The 17,129-nt window shown below is 62.5% G+C and carries 11 protein-coding genes and 1 pseudogene; 5 read left to right on the top strand and 7 right to left on the bottom strand.

From position 1 onward, the window contains the following. Positions 1–753 carry an IclR family transcriptional regulator gene (locus AD662_RS12270; protein ID WP_053187578.1) on the top strand — a complete coding sequence of 251 codons (753 nt, stop codon included), beginning with the start codon at positions 1–3 and terminating at the stop codon, positions 751–753. Between the two features lie 194 nt (positions 754–947). On the opposite strand, the gene AD662_RS12265 is transcribed toward AD662_RS12270, so the two are convergent. From AD662_RS12265 to AD662_RS12250, 4 genes are all read right to left on the bottom strand, one after another. Then, positions 948–2,273, bottom strand: coding sequence for an alginate export family protein (locus tag AD662_RS12265; protein WP_053187575.1), 1,326 nt, complete (start codon positions 2,271–2,273; stop codon positions 948–950). 83 nt (positions 2,274–2,356) lie between these two features. Next, on the bottom strand, positions 2,357–3,706 hold the full coding sequence (locus tag AD662_RS12260; RefSeq protein WP_053187572.1) for an aminotransferase class III-fold pyridoxal phosphate-dependent enzyme: 1,350 nt from the start codon (positions 3,704–3,706) through the stop codon (positions 2,357–2,359). 11 nt (positions 3,707–3,717) lie between these two features. Next, positions 3,718–5,139, bottom strand: a complete 1,422-nt coding sequence (locus AD662_RS12255; protein ID WP_053187569.1) for an aldehyde dehydrogenase family protein — start codon at positions 5,137–5,139, stop codon at positions 3,718–3,720. Between the two features lie 84 nt (positions 5,140–5,223). Next, complete coding sequence (locus AD662_RS12250) at positions 5,224–6,672, bottom strand: APC family permease (protein ID WP_053179063.1); 1,449 nt, start codon at positions 6,670–6,672, stop codon at positions 5,224–5,226. A gap of 511 nt (positions 6,673–7,183) precedes the next feature. On the opposite strand from AD662_RS12250, the pseudogene AD662_RS30135 reads away from it, so the two are divergent. From AD662_RS30135 to AD662_RS12235, 4 genes and pseudogenes are all read left to right on the top strand, one after another. After that, a pseudogene (locus AD662_RS30135) lies at positions 7,184–8,377 on the top strand (PDC sensor domain-containing protein); the annotation flags it as partial. A 102-nt stretch (positions 8,378–8,479) separates the two neighbouring features. Next, entirely contained in the window at positions 8,480–9,235 is a 756-nt protein-coding gene (locus AD662_RS30130) for a methyl-accepting chemotaxis protein (RefSeq protein WP_373419646.1), read from the top strand. Positions 9,236–9,330: 95 nt separating this feature from the next. Further along, positions 9,331–10,500 (top strand): efflux RND transporter periplasmic adaptor subunit, encoded by a 1,170-nt coding sequence (locus AD662_RS12240; protein WP_053187566.1) that lies wholly within the window; start codon positions 9,331–9,333, stop codon positions 10,498–10,500. A 3-nt stretch (positions 10,501–10,503) separates the two neighbouring features. After that, positions 10,504–13,602 (top strand): efflux RND transporter permease subunit, encoded by a 3,099-nt coding sequence (locus AD662_RS12235; RefSeq protein ID WP_053187564.1) that lies wholly within the window; start codon positions 10,504–10,506, stop codon positions 13,600–13,602. Positions 13,603–13,868: 266 nt separating this feature from the next. Here AD662_RS12235 and AD662_RS12230 read toward each other — a convergent pair whose 3' ends face one another. From AD662_RS12230 to AD662_RS12220, 3 genes are read right to left on the bottom strand one after another with little or no spacing between them, the layout of a single operon-like run. Further along, positions 13,869–14,717 carry an ureidoglycolate lyase gene (locus AD662_RS12230; protein ID WP_053187561.1) on the bottom strand — a complete coding sequence of 283 codons (849 nt, stop codon included), beginning with the start codon at positions 14,715–14,717 and terminating at the stop codon, positions 13,869–13,871. A 31-nt stretch (positions 14,718–14,748) separates the two neighbouring features. Continuing rightward, complete coding sequence (locus AD662_RS12225) at positions 14,749–15,489, bottom strand: SDR family oxidoreductase (protein ID WP_018600526.1); 741 nt, start codon at positions 15,487–15,489, stop codon at positions 14,749–14,751. Then, entirely contained in the window at positions 15,486–16,868 is a 1,383-nt protein-coding gene (locus AD662_RS12220; RefSeq protein WP_053187558.1) for an MFS transporter, read from the bottom strand. Before AD662_RS12220 ends, AD662_RS12225 begins: the two co-directional genes overlap by 4 nt. Between the last annotated feature and the right edge of the window lie 261 nt (positions 16,869–17,129).

Below are 17,129 nucleotides of genomic sequence, written 5' to 3'. Positions count from 1 at the left end.
ATGAGCAGTCTGAGCAAAATGCTGAGTGTGCTGGACCTGTTCGGCCCGGCAACGCTGAAGATCGACCCCGACACCATCGCCGAACGCATGGGCCTGTCACGGGCGACCGTGTACCGCTACGTCAAGGACTTGTGTGATGCTGGCCTGCTGGTCCGGGTGGATGCCGGCAGCTACGGCCTGGGGCCACGCATCATTGAACTCGACTGGATGATGCGCCAGTACGACCCGATCCTCGTGGCGGGCCGCGAGTTGATGCACCAGCTGTCCGAGGCAACTGGCCTGGCGGTGTTCGCCAGCGTTTTCTATGACGGCCACATCATCAACACCTACATCGCCGAACCCGATAACACCTACCAGTTCGCATTCGGTCGCGGCCAGCCACTGCCGTTTTTTCGCGGTGCGCAATCCAAGGTGCTGATCGCCTTCCAAAAGGGGCGGCGCCTGCAACGCCTGTTCGAAGAACACATGGCCAATGACCCCGACAACGGCTTTGACTGGGCAAGTTTTTCCAAAGCGGCGAAAAAGATCCGCAAGGATGGCTATTGCCTGACTCACGATGAACTCAACCTGGGGCTCACCGGTATCGCGGCGCCGATCATCAACCCCGTGCTCGACGAGGTGGTAGGCAGCCTTTCAGCCGTCGGCAGCACCGACAGCTTCAAACTGCTGCGCCAGGAAACCGTGGTTGAAATGGTGATGGACACCACCCGGCGGATTGCCGAGCGGATGCAACATCCGCCTGCTGTCAGCTAGAAAGCAGGGACACTGCTCACTCCAGAAAAACGATTCCCTGTGGCGAGGGGATTTATCCCCGTTGGGCTGCGCAGCAGCCCCCTAAGCAGTCAACTCAATCTGTCTGACACACCGGGTTGCCTGCATTTAGGGCCGCTTCGCGCCCCAGCGGGGATAAATCCCCTCGCCACAGGGTTTATCGAACACCCCCTGCCTCAGAACGGCACGGCCACCGTCACCTGGCTGTACACGTTGGTGCCATTGCCCGCCACTTGATTGCCCCCGGTCGTTGCATCCCGATCCGGCTTGTAGAGGCCTATCAGCGGCGTGATGATCAAATGCTCGTTGACGGCCCACTCGGCATACAGATCCAGCTCACGGGCATCCAGGTTCAGGGCGCTATCTTTGCGTACCGTGTTGAAATCAAAGTACAGCGCACCAAGGGTCAGGTTTTCCAACGGTTTGGCTGTCAGGCCGACATGATGAATGCCCGTGTTGCTGTTGAAGGGCCCGGCATAATTGCCCGCGACTTCACCCTGGAACCAGGTGCCATAGCCCGTGCTGAGCCCGGTGAACAGCGAGTCCCACTTTTGCGAATAACGGGTGTAGCGATACGTCAGCTTCGGGGCCCAGGCGAGATCGGCAAAGGTGTAGCCGGCCTCGGCGTACCAGGCGTTCTGCGGGCCGGCGTCCTTGTCCTGCCAGGCGTATTCGAATGCCAGGCTGGCGTTCTCGATGCCCGCGTCGCCTTCACCACGAATGCTGTAGACGTTCATGCCCTTGCGTTGCTTCTGGAAATCGCTGGCCCACTGCTCGTTCACGTCAAGACCATGTATCCAGGTCAGTCCCAACGTGCCCGCCTTGGCGGTGTAATCGAGCGTGCCGGCGGCCAGTTCGGTTTCGGCCTGGGCGCGGTTATCGGACTTGAGCCACACCACACTGCCATGCAGCCCATCCTGCCCGCCCAGACGTAATACGGCGGTTTGATCAAACGCGTGCCGGGCAGCCAGGTAATAGGCGCCACCGCGATTCAAGCGACCACCGGCAGGCCCTTTGCCCAGGTTCGGCCCGTCATCGTTGATCAAAAATCCCCTGCCCAGCTTGACCACCTGGCGGCCACCGGAAATATCGACGCCGTCCTGCCCCAACACGGGAAACAGATCGGCGGAACGCCACCCCAGGTAAGCGTCTTCAATCTTCGTCGTGCGCTCGCTGCCCAGCGTATTGCCGGCCGCGTCGCCATCGCCCCAGGTGGCGGAACTGACCAGGCTGAACGCCCCGTAGGCGGTGCCATGGCCGGCCAGGCCCTGGTCGCCGCTGACGCCATACTTGATGAAGCCTTCGCGCCAGGTTGAACCACCTGGCGTGCCGTCGTAGTTCTTGCGACTGTTGAAAAGACCGAACACGGCCAGCATGTCGGCGTTGAGGTGAGTGTCGTCATCGGCATACAACTCATAGGCCTGGACCTGACTCGCAGCGCAGAGCGCCAGCGTACAGGCAAGGCCACTGCCGAAAAATCCCATACGCGATAGGTTCCGCATGGCTAGAGCTCCTTGTGGTGCGCCCTTGATAGGCTGTTTTTATATTCAGGAGCCGGTGCCGCAAGCGGCGCCGGCTGGCTGGGCTAACGGCAGTCGGCAAGCGCGCTGTCCAACGCGCCGACCATCATGGCGGCCTCGTCGGACGTGAGGGTCAGCGGTGGCGACATCACGATTTTGTTGCCTATCGGGCGCATCAATACGCCGGCCCGGCGCGCCTGCTCGGCGATGCGCGAGGCCAGGCCCGTAGCCGGATCAAGCGGCTCGCGCGTGGCCTTGTCCGCCACCAGGTCCACGGCGATCATCAAGCCCTTGCCGCGCACTTCGCCCACTACCGCATAACGCTCGGTCAGCGGTTGCAGTTGTTCCAGCAACTGGGCACCGACCTTCCCGGCGTTGCCTGGCAAATCCTCGGCCTCGACGATGTCCAGCACCGCCAGGGCCGCCGCGCAGGCAGTCGGGTGCCCGCTGTAGGTGTAGCCGTGCATGATGACGTTGCTGAAACCCGGGCCGTTCTCGATGGCATCGACCATGCGCTGGTTGAAGACCGTGGCGCCCATGGGGATGTAACCGGCGGTGATGCCCTTGGCCAGGCACAGTACGTCGGGGGCGACACCCCAGCCACGACTGCCGAGCATGCAACCGGTGCGGCCGAACCCCGTCACCACTTCATCGGCGATCAACAGGATGCCGTGATGGTCGCAGACTTCGCGCAGCCCCTTCCAGTAGTACGCCGGCGGCACGATCACGCCGCCGGCGCCTTGCACCGGTTCGGCGATCAGCGCGGCAATGGTCTGCGGGCCGAGCAGCGCGATCTGGTCTTCCAATTGACGAATGCACTGCGCGGTCAGTTCTTCCGGATCGCGGCAGTCCCAGGGGTTGCGGTACAGCCACGGCGTGTCGAGCAGATGACAGCCAGCCAGCAGCGGCCCGTGGTTGTAGTGATATACGCCGTTGCCGCCCACGGAGGTGCCGCCCACGTGCACGCCATGGTAACCATTGCGCAATGAGAGAAAGCGCGTGCGCCCTGGCTCGCCGCTGGCGATCCAGTATTGGCGGGCCATTTTCAGGGCCGTCTCGACCGCGTCGGAACCGCCGGAACTGAACAACACCCGGGTCATGTTTTCCTGGGCGAACATCGACGTCAGCCGCTCGGCCAGGTCGAACACTCGCGGATGGGCGATGCCGTCGAAGGTCTGGTAATAAGCCAGTTCGTCCAGCTGCGCGGCAATGGCCGCCTTCACTGAAGCTCGATTATGGCCCACGTTCACGTTCCACAAACCGCCGACACCATCGAGCATGCGATGGCCTTCGATGTCGGTGATGTAGTTACCGTCGCCACGGGCGATGATCAACGTCTTGGAGCGGTTGGCTGGCGCCGAAGAACTCATCGGGTGCCAGAATTTTTTTTGTGCTGTCTTGTAGTGCTCGTACATGGTTGCAGTCCTCACTCAGTTTCACGCTTGCGTACGTACAGCAGTTGCTGGCCGGTGAACTCCAGCAACCCTTCAAGGCCGAACTCGACGCCGAACCCGGACATCTTGCTGCCGCCAAACGGCGTATTCGGCTGGATCTGCGCATGGCAGTTGACCCAGGCCATGCCACATTCCAGGCGACTGGCCAGGGCCTGTGCCTGCTCGCTGTCGCGCCCCCAGACCGATCCCCCCAGGCCCATGTCGCCCGCATTGGCGCGACGCAGGACATCCTCGACATCCTGGTAGGCAATCAGCGGCAACACCGGCCCGAACTGCTCCTCATCCACCAGGCGCTGCCCATCGGTCACATCGGCGACCAGCGTCGGCGGATAGAAAAAGCCCGGGCGGTCCAGACGAGCACCGCCACACAACACCCGCGCCCCCTGGGCACGGGCATCGGCCACCAGTTCCTCAACCAGCTTCAACTGTTCGAGGTTCTGCACCGGGCCAAACGTGACCCCGGGCGCCAGGCCCTCACCCACCACCTGACGCCGGGCGATCAGGGTCAGGGCCTCGGCAAAAGCCTCGTACTGGGATTGGTGGATGTACAAGCGCTTGAGGGCGGCGCAGGTCTGCCCCATGTTCAGGAATGCAGCCTGGAAAATATCTTCGGCGACCGCCTCGACCGAGGTGCCTGGCAGCACGATGGCGGCATCGTTGCCGCCCAGCTCCAGGGTCAGGCGCTTGAGGTTGCCGGCGGCGCCGCGCATCACGCTTTGGCCGGTAGCGGTGGAGCCGGTGAAGACAATTTTCTGGATACCGGCGTGGGCGGTGATCGCACTGCCGAACCCTTGCTCACCGGTCACGCTATTGATCACGCCCCGAGGCACGTGGCGAGCGATGACTTCCACCAGGCGCAGGGTACTCAAGGGGGTCAGGCTCGACGGTTTGCTGATCACGCAGTTACCGGCCCGCAATGCCGGCATGATGTGCCAGACAGCGATCATGAACGGCCAATTCCAAGGCGTGATCGACGCGACCACGCCCAACGGCTTGCGGTGCAGTTCAATACGCTGGGTTGGGGTTTCTTCCACCAACTCCACGGGAATCTGCTGCTCGGCGGCATAACGCGTCCAGGCCACCGCGCCCATCACTTCGGAGAACGCCAATTCCAGTGGTTTGCCCTGTTCCAGGACAATGAGCGGGGCCAAGGCATCGGCTTCCTGTTCGAGATCGGTAGCGATGCTCAGCAGGCTCTGGCGGCGATCTTCATGGGTGCTGTGTCGCCACTCGACAAAGGCCGACTGCGCCGCTTCGACAGCGAGGTCCAGCTGGGCCAGGGAACCGGCCGCGCATCGAGCGAACACCTTACCGGTCGCCGGATTGAGCACATCAAAGTGCCCGTTCTCACCGTCGACCCGAGCCCCATTGATGAGCATTTGATAATCGTGCATAGAACCTTCCTTTCACGCGCTGACGAACCGTCCCGAACGACAGCGGACTTATTTTCTGGGTGGATTGACGTTGTGCCTGACGCCTCAGAGCTTGTGGCTTCCCAGCGCCATGAATCGCTCGGGCGATGCCTTGCGCAATCGAGCGGCGAGGAACACACCGACGATCAGCGCGGCGGGAATCACCGCGCATAGGCCATAGGACAGAAGCTGGCTGGCGCCGGTCAGCACGTCGAAATGAATCACCGCAAGGGCCAGGACCACCAGCAATGCCAGGCACGAAAAGACCGGAAGAATCCGACCGCGCCAGAGCCCCAGCTTCAGCTCCGGGTGTGCACGGAAATAGACAAACACCGCCGCTGAGGTCAGCGCCATGAGCAGGATCACGCACAACGTGGCCAGGTTGGAAAACCAGGCGAACAGCTGAAGGATCGGATCGGCGTCCAGCGCGGCGAAGATCAGCACCACCACCGCCGCGATCAGGCTTTGCAGGACCGAGCCCATGTGCGGACTCTGGTGCACGCGATGGGTGGTGCCCAACCGGCTGTGCAGCAAACCGTCGCGGCCGATGGCATAGAAGTAACGCGCCGCGGCATTGTGGAACGCCAGCAGCCCGGCGTAGATGCTGACCATGAACAGCACGCGGATGATCTGGGTCAGGTGCGGGCCGACAAAATGATCGGACATGCCGTAGATGAACGTCGTCGGATCCTGGAGCGCCTGCAGGGTCGGCACGATCTTGTCGGCCCCGACGCCGATCACCATCGCCCAGACCGACAAGGCATAGAAACCACCGATCAACAGCACCGAGCTGTAGGTGGCAATGGGAATCGTGCGGTGCGGATTCCTCGCCTCCTCGCCGTAGATGGTGGTGGCCTCGAAGCCGATGAACGCCGCGAAGCAGAACAGCAAGCCGATGGACGGCGTGCCGCTGAACACATGGCTGCGCTCGAACGAATCGAGATTGATGCCACTGTCGCCACCGGTCTTGAGAATGGCGAAATCCAGCGTCAGGATTGCCAGGTACTCGGCAATCACCACCACCGACAGCACCCGGGCCGACAGGTCGATCTTGCGATAGCCAAGAATCGCGATGCTCGCCATTGCCAGGAGCGAATAGGTCCACCAAGGCAAGTCCAGGCCAAAGACGCTGGCCATCGTCCCGCTAACCACGCCGCCGAACATGCCATACAACCCGACTTGCAGGATGTTGTAGGCAAACATCGCCAGCACCCCCGCCGCACCGCCGGCCAAGCCACCCAAACCGCGAGCAGTGAATGCATAGAAACCGCCGGCATTGGTCATGTGCCGGGACATGGCGGTGTAGCCCGCCGAGAACGCCAGTAACACCAGCAAGGCCAGGAGCAGCAATGCCGGTGTGCCAGCGCCGTTGCCCAGCATGATACCAATGGGGAAACCGCCGGCGATGACGCTCAAGGGACTCGCCGCCGAAATCACAAAGAAGATGATGAAACCGACACCCAAGGCGCCGCGCTTCAACTCCGTCGAACTGCTGATCGGGAAAGATACGCTCATTTTTTTGACCTTGTTGTATGAGGCAGTTGTTGCTGGATCGCAGACGCCAGCTTCGCCGACGTCCAAAAGCTTATTGTTCTGCTTGCACGCTGGATTCGATGCTAGGCCGTTGCCAAACCCACTCGCTATCCCAAAACGGCAGCATCCGAAGCCGCGCCCCAAAACAGGTCAGCCCCATCAGAGCCAAGGACATTCCTGTGGCGAGGGGATTTAGCGAAACGTCGCACCGCCCCGCTGGGGCGCGAAGCGGCCCTAAATGCAGGCAACCCGGTGTATCAGACAGATTGAGTTGACTGCTTAGGGGGCTGCTGCGCAGCCCAACGGGGATAAATCCCCTCGCCACAGGGGACGTCGTCGCTCTAAGTGCCCCGCATTAGCCCAATGTCGGCGCACAACGGCTGCCGATTCGGGATAACCGGCAGGCGCTTCCTGCCGCAAGATAGCCTCGCCCGTCCTTCAAACAGTGCTGGGCCCAAAACAATAAAAGCCCCTAAGCGCAGGAAACTTCAGCATGTTCTTCGCTCGTCTCTCTATCCAATGGCGAATCACGCTCTTGAGTGGCCTGTGCCTGCTCGCCGTCGTCGGGGCATTGACCGGCGCCTCCCTGTATCAGAACCAGCAAGGCGCGACGCTGCTCAAGCAGCAAAGCAGTCAACTGCTCGGGCGCTCGGCCCTGGAAGGTTTGCAGGCACAGGGCCTGGCCCATGGTCAGCGGGTGGAACGTTTTTTCAGCGAAACGGCGATCTATGGGGAGGGCTTTGCCCAGCAGGTCCTGCAACTGCGCGCCCAGGCGTGGAACGGGCGACTGACGCCAGGGCAACTGCGCCGGGACCTGATCGCCGCGACCCGCCAAGCCCTTCAGAACCGTGAAAAAGTCCTCGGTTTCTACGTGGTGCTGCTGCCCGACGCGCTGGTCGGTGAAGATGCCGCTTTCACTGGCCAACGCGATCTGGCCGGCAATGAAAAAGGTCGCTTTGCCCTGTACTGGTCGCAAAGCCAACCCGGCCATTTGGTGCAAGAGGTGCTCAGCGAAGCCCAGATCAGCGCCAACACCGCACCACCGGGCAGCGAGCCGGAGAATGCCTGGTACGTCTGCCCGCAAACCCAGGGGCGCACCTGCGTGACAGAGCCCTACGCGATCGAGGTCGAAGGCCAGAAGACGTTGATGAGCAGCATCTCCATACCGTTGCTGGACCAGGGCAAAGTCATCGGCGTGGTGGGCATGGACATCAGCCTCGATACCCTCCAGCAACTCGCCGCCAGCCTTGCCAACGACCTGTATCCTGGCCACAGCGAGATCAACATTCTTTCCCCGTCAGGGCAAGTTGCCGGCCATAGCGGCGCGGTTGACGGCACCTCCGTCGACGCTCGACAAGCCGTGCAAACCGTCCCCGACAATCCCCCCTGGCAATTGCAGATACGCGTGCCCGAAGCACTTGTGCAAGCACCGGCCCTGCACATGCAGGCACAGTTGGACGACAAGCATCGCCAGGCCAACTGGTTCAACCTCAGCCTCGGCTTGCTGGCTGCCGGCTTGGGCCTGTTGCTCATCTGGCTCACCGCTTACGGCGTGACCCGGCCGCTGCTGCGGGTGGCGCATATGCTCGATGCGATTGTCGACGGCGACGGCGATCTCACCCAGCGCCTGCCCAACGACCGCCACGATGAATTGGGCCTACTGGCGAAGGGCTTCAATCGCTTTCTCGACAAATTGCAGCCCATCATCCGCGATATCCAGCAAGCCTCCCTGGACACCCGCAACACCGCCGACACGTCGGCACAGGTGGCCCGGGAAGTCAGCGCGGGCATGCACACGCAGTACCGGGAAGTCGAACTGGCGGCAACGGCCTTGCATGAAATGAGCACCAGTGCCCAGGAAGTGGCCCGCCATTCCCACCAGGCGGCCGATGCCGCCACCGTCGCCGAAAGCGCCAGCCGATCGGGGCGTGAACTGTTCGCCAACGCGGTCACCAGCATCGACAGCCTGGACCGGCGCCTGGAGACCACGCTTGAGCAAGTGCAGGCGCTGGCCGGCAACAGTCAACACATCGGCCAGGTGCTGGACGTGATCTGCGCCATTGCCCAGCAGACCAACCTGCTGGCCTTGAATGCCGCCATCGAGGCCGCCAGGGCGGGTGAACAGGGGCGTGGTTTCGCGGTGGTGGCCGACGAAGTGCGGCATCTGGCGAGTAATACGCAGAATTCGGTCGAACAAATACGCTCGGTGATCGAAGCGTTGCAGCAACTGAGTCAGGACGTCGTGCACAGCACCCAGTCGAGCCGCGAGCTGGCCAGGGACAGCGTCGCTCACGTCGACAAGACCCAGGCGGCACTGCAGCGCATCACCGACGCAGTGGAAGTGATCGAACACATGAACCAGCAGATCGCCAGCGCTGCCCTGGAGCAAAGCGCTGTGGTGGAAGACATCAGCCACCGCGTCAGCGACATTCGCGGGATCAGTGAAACCTTGACCAGCCGCATGGAAGAAGCCTCGCAGGCGAGCCACTCGTTGCGTGCGATGGCCAATCATCAACAGCAACTGGTCGGTCACTTTCGGATTTAGGGGCCATTACACAATTTCACAGAGCGCCTACAAAGCTTCACCCCTGTCGTTGGACTCGATCCCTACCATGGGCAGCTCAATAGTGGGGAAGCACCATGTCCAAGATTCCTTTCGTCACACTGGGCCTGTTGGTCGGGGCGCTGCTGCTCAGTGGCTGTGATAGCGCCTCGACCCCGGAAACCTCCACCCCGCTGGCAAGCGTGCGCGTCGAAACCGTCCAGGCCCGGCCACTGTCGATCAGCAACGAGCTGAGCGGCCGGATCGCCGCGCCGCGGGTGGCCGAAGTCCGGGCGCGGGTGGCCGGCGTGGTCTTGCAGCGGGTGTTTCGTGAAGGCCGCGACGTCAAACAGGGCGAGGTGCTGTTTCGCATCGATCCGGCGCCATTCAAGGCCGACCTGGACAGTGCCGAGGCGGCGTTGCGCAAGGCCGAGGCCAACGCGTTCCAGGCCCGTTTGCAGGCACAGCGTTATGCCCAGTTGATCGATGACAAGGCGATCAGTGGCCAGGATTACGACAACGCCCGGGCCAGCGTGCGCCAGACCGCCGCTGACGTCGCGGCCAGCAAGGCCGCGGTGGAACGGGCGAAACTGAACCTCGGGTACGCCACGGTGACCGCGCCGATTTCCGGACGGATCGGTCGCGCCCTGGTGACGGAAGGCGCTTTGGTTGGGCAGAACGAAAGCACGCCGTTGGCATTGATCCAGCAGCTGGACCCGATCCACGCTGACCTCACGCAGTCGACCCGCGAACTCAACGACCTGCGCCGCGCCTTTCGCACAGGGCTTTTGCAAGCGGTCGGCCAGGGCCAGGCCAAGGCCACGTTGATTCAGGACGATGGCAGCCCCTATCCGCTGCCCGGCAAATTGCTGTTCACCGACCTCAGCGTCGACCCGAGCACCGGCCAGATCACCCTGCGCAGCGAATTCCCCAACCCCGACCTGGACTTGCTGCCTGGCAGTTTCATTCGCGTGCGCCTGGAACAGGCGGTCAACAGCCAAGGCATCACCGTGCCGCAGCGGGCGATTTTGCGAGACAGCGCCGGAGTCGCCCAGGTGTTGCTGCTGGATGCCGAGCAGAAGGTCAGCCAGCAACCGGTGCAACTGGGCGCCGCGCAAAACGATCGCTGGGTCGTCACGCAAGGTTTGAAGCCCGGCGACCGCATCGTCATCGAAGGCCTGCAACACGCCCGTCCCGGCGAGCAGGTCCGGGTCGACGATTCCCCACTTCCCCTCGCCCAGGTTCCCGGGCCACAGGCAGGACACTAAGCCATGCCGCAATTCTTCATCGACCGCCCGGTATTCGCCTGGGTCGTCGCGCTGTTCATCCTGTTGGCCGGTATCCTGGCCATTCCGCAACTGCCGGTGGCGCAGTACCCGGTCGTGGCCCCGCCACAAATCGAGATCTACACCGTCTACCCGGGTGCTTCGGCGCAAACCGTGGACGAAAGCGTGGTCAGCCTGATCGAGGAGGAACTCAACGGCACCGACAACCTGCTGTATTTCGAGTCCCAGAGCAGCCTGGGCAGCGCCACCATCACCGCGACCTTCCAACCCGGCACCAACCCGGAACTGGCCCAGGTCGACGTGCAGAACCGCCTCAAGGCCGTGGAGTCGCGCCTGCCGCAAGCGGTGACCCAGCAAGGCTTGCAAGTGGACAAAGTCTCCGCCGGCTTCCTGCTGCTGATCACCCTCACCTCCAGCGACGGCAAGCTCGACGACGTGGCCCTCAGCGACTACCTGGCGCGCAACGTGATGAACGAGATCAAGCGCCTGGACGGTGTCGGCAAGGCCCAGTTGTACGGGGCCGAACGGGCCATGCGGATCTGGATCGACCCGCAGAAACTCGTCGGCTTCAACCTGACCCCGGCCGACGTCAATGCCGCCATCGTGGCGCAGAACGCCCAGGTGTCGGCCGGCAGCCTGGGCGATTTACCGAGCCGCAGCACCCAGGAAATCACCGCGACCATCGTCGTCAAAGGCCAGCTCAACACGCCGCAGGAGTTCGCCGACATTGTGCTCAAGGCCAACCCCGATGGCTCGACGGTGCGCATCGCCGACGTGGCACGGGTGGAAATCGGCAGCCAGGAATACCAGTTTTCCACGCGCCTGAACGGCAAGCCGTCCACTGCCGTGGCGGTACAACTGTCGCCGGGCGCCAACGCCTTGAACACCGCGACCCTCGTGCGCAACAAGATGGACGAGCTATCGCGCTACTTCCCGGCCGGCGTGGAGTACAAGATTCCCTATGACACGTCGCCGTTCGTCAAGGTCTCGATCACCAAGGTGATCTACACCCTCGGCGAGGCGATGTTGCTGGTGTTCGCGGTGATGTTCCTGTTCCTGCAGAACATCCGCTACACCCTGATCCCGACATTGGTGGTGCCGGTGGCGCTGATGGGCACCTTCGCGACGATGCTCGCGCTGGGGTTCTCGATCAACGTGCTGACGATGTTCGGCATGGTGCTGGCCATCGGCATCCTGGTGGACGATGCCATCGTGGTGGTGGAGAACGTCGAGCGGATCATGGCCCAGGAAGGCTTGTCGCCCAAGGAGGCCACGCGCAAGGCCATGGGGCAGATCACCGGGGCGATCATCGGCATCACCCTGGTGCTGGTGGCGGTGTTCATTCCGATGGCCTTTATGCAGGGCTCGGTGGGGGTGATCTACCAGCAGTTCTCGCTGTCGATGGCGACCTCGATCCTGTTCTCGGCGTTTCTCGCCCTGACCTTGACCCCGGCGCTTTGCGCGACCTTGCTCAAACCGGTCGCCAAAGGTGATCACCACGCCAAGACCGGTTTCTTCGGCCTGTTCAATCGTGGTTTCGACCGATTCGGCGAGCGCTATCAAGGTTGGGTGGCCTATGCGGTAAAACGCAGCGGCCGTTATCTGCTGATCTACGGCGTGTTGCTGGTGGGCATGGGCCTGCTGTTCAGTCGCCTGCCCTCCTCGTTCCTGCCGGTGGAAGACCAGGGCTACACCATCACCGACATCCAGCTGCCACCGGGTGCCAGCAAAAACCGGACGGTGCAGGTGGTGGAGCAGATCGAAGCCCACAACGCCGGCGAACCGGGAGTCGGTGACAGCACGATCATTCTCGGTTTCAGCTTTTCCGGCAGCGGGCAGAACGCGGCCCTGGCCTTCACCACCCTCAAGGACTGGTCGCAACGCGGCGTCGATGATTCGGCGGCGTCCATCGCCGACCGCGCCAACCTGGCGCTGAGCCAGATCAAGGACGCCATGGCCTTCTCGGTGCTACCGCCGCCGGTGGACGGCCTGGGCACATCCAGCGGTTTCGAGTTCCGTTTGCAGGACCGTGGTGGCCTCGGCCATGCCACCTTGATGCAGGCCCGCAGCGAATTGCTCGCCGCCGCCGACAAAAGCCCGATACTGATGAATGTGCGTGAAAGCGCCCTGGCGGAGGCGCCGCAGGTGCAATTGGAGGTCGACCGCAAGCAGGCCAATGCCCTGGGCATTTCCTTTGCCGACGTCGGCAGTGTGTTGTCCACGGCAGTGGGTTCGACCTACATCAACGACTTCCCCAACCAGGGGCGCATGCAACGGGTGGTGGTCCAGGCCGAGGGCGACCAGCGCAGCCAGGTCGAAGACTTGCTGAAGATTCATGTGCGCAACAACAGTGGAAAAATGGTCCCGTTGTCAGCCTTCGTCCAGGCCCGCTGGACCCAGGGGCCGGCGCAATTGACCCGCTATAACGGTTATCCGGCGGTGAGCATTTCCGGTGAGTCGGCACCGGGCTACAGCACCGGGCAAGCCATGGCCGAAATCGAACGGCTGGTGGCCCTGGGGCCGACGGGCCTGGGCCAGGAGTGGACGGGGTTGTCCTTGCAGGAACGCTTGTCCGGCAGCCAGGCACCCATCCTGTTGGGCCTGTCGCTGCTGGTGGTGTTCCTGTGCCTGGCGGCGCTGTACGAGAGCTGGTCGATCCCGACCTCGGTGTTGCTGGTGGTGCCGTTGGGTGTGCTCGGCGCGGTATTGGCCGTGTCGTTGCGCGGCATGCCTAACGACGTGTTCTTCAAGATCGGGCTGATCACCATCATCGGCCTGTCGGCGAAAAACGCGATCCTGATCATCGAGTTCGCCAAGAGCCTGTACGACGAAGGCCACGACCTGATCGACGCCACGCTCCAGGCGGCACGCCTGCGCCTGCGGCCGATCATCATGACCTCGCTGGCCTTCATCCTTGGGGTGGTACCGCTGGCGATTGCCACGGGCGCCAGTTCGGCGAGCCAGCAGGCCATCGGTACCGGAGTGATCGGCGGGATGATCACCGCGACGCTGGCGGTGGTGTTTGTGCCGGTGTTTTTTGTGGTGGTGATGAAGCGTGTCAGGCGTGTTGATCCCAAGGGATGATGCAAACTGACCCACCGCTATCGCGAGCAGGCTCGCTCCCACAGTGGATCTTCAGCGGGCACAATATCCGCGTACATCCGCAATCCTCTGTGGGAGCGGGCTTGCTCGCGAAGAGGCCAGCACATTCAACATCTTCATTAACTGTGACGCCGCCTTCGCGAGCAAGCCCGCTCCCACAGGGGCCTGCGAGGCACATGAATTTTGTGCCTGTCGAAGATCCACTGTGGGAGCGAGCCTGCTCGCGATGACGGCAACGAGCCCGATGATCAGTCCGCCTGCACCGTGACCTGGCGCTGTTCGCCCAAGCCCTGGATTCCCAGGCGCATGGTCTGGCCCGGGCGCAGGAACACCGGGGTGGGCTTGATGCCCAGGCCGACGCCGGGCGGCGTGCCGGTGGAGATCACATCCCCCGGTTGCAGGCTCATGCACCGGCTCAGGTAGGCAATCAGTTGCGGCACGCTGAAGATCAGCGTTCGGGTATTGCCATTCTGATAGCGGTGTCCGTCGACCTCCAGCCACAGGTCCAGCGTATGCGGGTCGGCAATGTCGTCCCGGGTCACCAGCCACGGCCCGAGGGGGCCGAAGGTGTCGAAGCCCTTGCCCTTGTCCCAGGTGCCGCCGCGCTCCAGTTGCCACTCGCGCTCGGACACATCGTTGATGACGCAGTAGCCGGCGACATGCTCCATGGCATTGGCTTCGTCGATGTAGCGCCCGCCTTTACCGATGACCACGCCCAGCTCGACTTCCCAGTCGGTCTTGAGCGAGCCGCGCGGGATCTGGATGTCGTCGTTCGGCCCACAAATGGCACTGGTCCATTTGTTGAAGATGATCGGCTCCTTGGGCACCTCCATATTCGACTCGGCCGCATGGTCGGCGTAGTTCAAGCCAATGCAGATGAATTTGCCGACCTGGCCGACGCAGGCACCGATGCGCGGCTGGCCGGCCACGATCGGCAGGCTGCGCGGGTCGAGGGCGGCGAGCGCTGCCAGGCTGTCCGGGCCAAGGACCTGCCCGGCGATGTCCGGCACATGGCCCGAGAGGTCGCGGATCTGATTGTCGGCATCCAACAGCCCGGGTTTTTCCGAACCTTTTTCGCCGTAGCGCAATAGTTTCATGTCGTGCTCCTGCTCAAGTGAAGACCGGGGTTCAGATGCTCATGCCACCGTCGATGATGTGGATGGCACCCGTGGTGTAGGCGGACGCATCGCTGCCCAGGTACAACGCCAACTGCGCGATCTCTTCAGTGTGGCCGATGCGGCCCATGGGCTGGCGGTCGAGAAATTGCCGGTAGACCTGCGCCTCATCGACGCCCTGCTGCGTGGCCTGATCGGCGATGCGCTGGCGCAACGAGGGTGAATCCACGGTGCCTGGGCAGATCGCGTTGCAGCGGATGCCCTGGCTGACGAAGTCGATGGCGACGGCCTTGGTCAGGCCCACGACTGCAGCCTTGCTGGTGGCATAGGCGAAGCGATTGGGCACGCCCTTGACGCTGGAGGCCACCGACGACATGTTGATGATCGAACCGCCGCCACGGCCCAGCATGCCCGGCAGGAACACATGGATCATCCGGTACATGGCCGTGACATTGAGGTCCATCGAACGTGCCCAGGCGGCTTCGTCGCAGTCGAGGATGTTGCCGCTGTGCACAAAGCCTGCGCAGTTGAACAACACGTCGAGCCCACCGATGCGTTCGCAGGCGGCGCTGATGGCAGCGGGCGACGTGACATCCAAGGGCATGGCGGTAATCCCTTCGATCCCCGCCAATGCCTGGATATCGATGTCAGTGGCGAACACCTCGGCACCGGCTCGGGCGAAGGCAATGGCGCTGGCCAAGCCAATGCCCTGCCCTGCTGCCGTCACCAGTACGCGCTTGTTTTGTAGGTTCATGCGGTCTCCAGTTGGGCTGCCGTGGTGGCGTGCTTGGGTGTCCTGCCGAGCATCGAGGCGGGAATGGCCAGGATCAGTCCACCGCTGACCAAAAGACACAAGGCCAGTACATAGGTGCCATTGTTGATGTTGCCCGTGAGGGTTTCGGCCACGGCGGTGATCATCGAACCGGTGAAGCCCGACAGGTTGCCGATGGCGTTGATCATGCCAATGCCGGCCGCAGCGGCGACGCCCGACAGTACGGTGCCCGGCAGGGTCCAGAAAATCGGCATCAGGCTGAGGATCCCCGAGGCGGCGACGCTGAGAAAGAGCACCGACAGCACCAGGTTGTCAGCGAAGAAAGCACTGAGGATCAGGCCGACACCGCCAATGAAGGCTGGGATCGCCGCATGCAGGCGCCGCTCGCCGGTGCGGTTGGAGTGCCGCGCGTTGAGCAGCATCGCCACCATCGCCACCGAGTAGGGGATGGCGGTCAGCAAACCGATGTGCAGGCTGTTGGTGATGCCGGTGCTCTTGATGATCGACGGCATCCAGAACGCCAGGCCATAGAAGCCGGTGTTGAAGGTCAGCAGGATCAACACCAGCAACCACACCCGAGGATTGAAGAACACTTCACTCAAGCGCGTGGCCTTGCCCTGGTTGTCGGTTTGCAGGTTGGCCTTGAGCAGGGCTTTTTCCGCGACAGACAGCCATTTGGCTTTGTCGATGTTGTCGGCCAGGCAGACGATCACCACGAACGCCATGATGATCGAAGGAATGCCTTCGATGAGCAACATCCATTGCCAGCCAGACAGGCCATGCACCCCTTGCATGCTGTTCATCAGCCAGCCGGAGAGTATCCCACCCAGGGTCAGGCTGACCGGCAACGCCAGCAGGAACCCGGACATCACCCGGCTCTGCCGGTGGGTCGGGAACCAGTAGTTGAGGTACAGGATCACGCCGGGGAAAAAGCCCGCTTCACAGATGCCCAACAGAAAGCGCAGCACGTAGAACATGGTGCTCGATTCGACGTGGAACAAGCCTGCCAGCGGCACGGTGTAGGCCACGGCCATGGAAATCACCGCCCAACTGAGCATGATCCGGGCGATCCAGAACCGCGCGCCAAAGCGATGCAGCAACAGGTTGCTGGGGACTTCGAAGAGGAAATAGCCCCAGAAAAACATACTGGCGCCCAAGGCATACACGGTGTTGCTGAATTGCAGCTCGTTAAGCATGTCGAGCTTGGCGAACCCTATGTTCACTCGATCGAGGTACGCCGCCATGTAGCACAACAGCAACACGGGCAGGATCCGCCAGATCACCTTGCGGTAGGTCCGGTCTTCGAAATCCAGTTCGCAGGCGGGAGCCTGCGTGGGCAACTGCTCGGAGATGGTTTGCATGAGGTAACCCCTGATTGTTTTTATTGGGTCACGTCGAATGAGCGAATCATCCGGCGATTGAACGAGGACTCTACTGTCGGGGAGCGATTCTTTCCCAATGGCATTTTTGGATTAGTTGATAACGAGGCGTTATCAACTAATCCTCAAGTCCATGGAACCTGTAGCGAGTCATCTGTGGGAGCAAGGCTTGCCCGCGATGAAGACGACGCGGTTTGAGGGAAAACGCGGCGCCTGCATCGCGGGCAAGCCTTGCTCCCACAG

It is taken from the genome of Pseudomonas kilonensis, from assembly GCF_001269885.1.
GTDB lineage: Bacteria > Pseudomonadota > Gammaproteobacteria > Pseudomonadales > Pseudomonadaceae > Aquipseudomonas > Aquipseudomonas kilonensis.
Note: the sequence above shows the minus strand (reverse complement) of the source record. Positions and strands in the feature narration are given on the sequence as shown.